The organism is Komagataeibacter oboediens, assembly GCF_003207815.1.
In the GTDB taxonomy this organism is placed as follows: Bacteria; Pseudomonadota; Alphaproteobacteria; order Acetobacterales; family Acetobacteraceae; genus Komagataeibacter; species Komagataeibacter oboediens.
The window spans coordinates 1-2,128 of sequence record NZ_NKTX01000157.1 but is presented as its reverse complement, the minus strand read 5'-3'; the positions used below and the strand labels follow the sequence as shown (position 1 = coordinate 2,128).

Sequence of the window (2,128 nt, the reverse complement as noted above, 5' to 3'; positions counted from 1 at the left end):
AAGGATTTGAGGCATGCAGCTAAGCCGGGCCGATCATCGCGGCTACCGGATGCACGATCATCATAAATATTACCTGGCTCGATACCGGCGGCACGCAGGCCGCCGCGTCCGCCAGCATTTTGCCGACACGGGTGGCTTTACCGATCATGTGTTCGCCGCCAGCTCCTTGCTCGGCTACAGGTTCGCACCGCGTATCCGAGATCTCTCTCAGAAAAGACTCTATGCCTTCACGCCCAACGCGACGCCCGCCAATGTGCGAGCGCTGGTTGGCGGCAAAATCAATGAACCGCTCATCGAGCGCAACTGGCCCGACATCCTGCGCGTCACGGCAACGATCGCAGCGGGCATCGTCGCCCCCAGCCAGATTCTTCGCAAGCTCGCTTCCTACCCGCGCCAGAATGAGCTGGCCCTCGCATTGCGGGAGATCGGTCGCATCGAGCGCACCCTGTTCATGATCGACTGGATTCTCGACGCCGGTCTCCAGCGCCAGGCTCAGATCGGTCTCAACAAGGGCGAGGCCCATCATGCCCTCAAGCGCGCCATCAGCTTCCATCGTCGAGGTGAGATACGCGACCGCTCAGGCGAAGGGCAGCACTATCGTATTGCCGGCATGAACCTGCTCGCCGCCATCATCATCTTCTGGAACACCATGAAACTCGGGGAGGTCGTGGACAGACGCGCCGTGGACGGCATCATCATCCCGCCTGATCTCCTCGCCCATGTCTCACCGCTGGGATGGGAACACATCAACCTCACCGGCGAATATCGCTGGCCTAAATCCTTAGCGTAGGATTTCGCCCCCTCCCGCAAACGACCCCATTCAGGCAGCTTAAGCCGGGTCAGCCTCGGCGTTATCAGCCGCAAAATGCCAAACCCGACAGGCTGCTAAGCCTATTCAGAACGGTGACTGTCCACCCGCATCAGGATCCGGTTGTCGGCTATCAACCCAGAGCAATGCTTCCTGCTCGCTCGTGAATGGGCCACCATCAAGAATCCTGGACCCACTAAGAACATACCAACCCGCTTCCTGAGGCGCTGGCGGGTTCGTCGTTTTATCGAGGAATAAAGGGATCATAATATTTTCTCCGTTTATGCACAGTCATACCAGCCTGATATCGTCGCACTACCGTTCGGTACCCGTCTGACGGCTGTGTCCCGAGGCGTGGTGTAAGAACACCGATCCTCGATGGGCTCGAGGGGGTCATGCTGCCACGACTGGCAGGCTGATTGTGGGACTATGGCTTATGGCGGCCAATCCTTCCAGTGTCATGTAGGGGTCGGTACATAAAACGGACACAGATATACGCTAAGGATTATCGGTGATTGTGATGGCTTGCCGAAGCGGGCGGAGTTTCCCTTCCGGGATGCCGGCGTCGGTCCAGAGGTAATCCCCGGTCAGGTTGATATGCTGCCACCCCAGCGGAGAGAGATGCTGGAGCAGATCAGGCGCAACGGATCGTCCTTGACGTTCGAGATGCCGCATTGCGGCTCCGAGATAGGTGGTGTTCCACAATACGATGGCGCTGGCGACGAGATTGAGCGCGCTCGCCCGATGTCCCTGGGCTTGCAGTCCGTGATCGCGGATCCGGCCGGTGCGATGGAAAAAGATGGCGCGCTTGAGGGCGTTCTGGGCCTCTCCCTTGTTCAACTCGCGGGTGGCGCGGCGGCGTTCTTCGGGGAGCTCGATCCAGTCATATAACCGACCAGCATGTACGACAAACCTCATCAGAAGAGTTTCCGCACAGTAATGCAAAGCGACATGGTTTGTCGTGCAGTTTTTGCTACCTTGGCGGCTATCTTTTCCCGGCAAGAAAAAAAATGACGGAAAACACCTGTTTCCCGTCATATACTCTCAGCGTAAGCTTCCGGCGACTGACGCCTTGCTGAATACTTCTGGTCTGGTTCAGCTATGAAGCATGAGCGATTTAAGAGATAGGGACACGGTACTACCTGCGAGTGTCGCAGGTAGTACCGCAGAGAGGCTCCAAAGGAGCGGTAGAGAGACAGGCGAGCGGGACAGGCTGGCGGGCGCCTCGCGGATCGAGATCGTTTCGGATCGCCGCCGCTGGCACGCCCCTGAATTTCGCGCGCGAGTGGTCATCGCGTCCTACGAGAGCCGACGCCCCAT

Annotated in this window: 2 pseudogenes; one reads left to right on the top strand and one right to left on the bottom strand. The window is 58.5% G+C overall.

Annotated elements, in window-relative coordinates:
* Nucleotides 1-94 precede the first annotated feature (94 nt).
* Nucleotides 95-790 (top strand): annotated as a pseudogene (locus CFR80_RS17825) (Tn3 family transposase); the annotation flags it as partial.
* A gap of 516 nt (nt 791-1,306) precedes the next feature.
* On the opposite strand, the pseudogene CFR80_RS17820 reads toward CFR80_RS17825, so the two are convergent.
* Nucleotides 1,307-1,693: pseudogene (locus tag CFR80_RS17820) on the bottom strand (Tn3 family transposase); the annotation flags it as partial.
* Nucleotides 1,694-2,128: the final 435 nt, after the last annotated feature.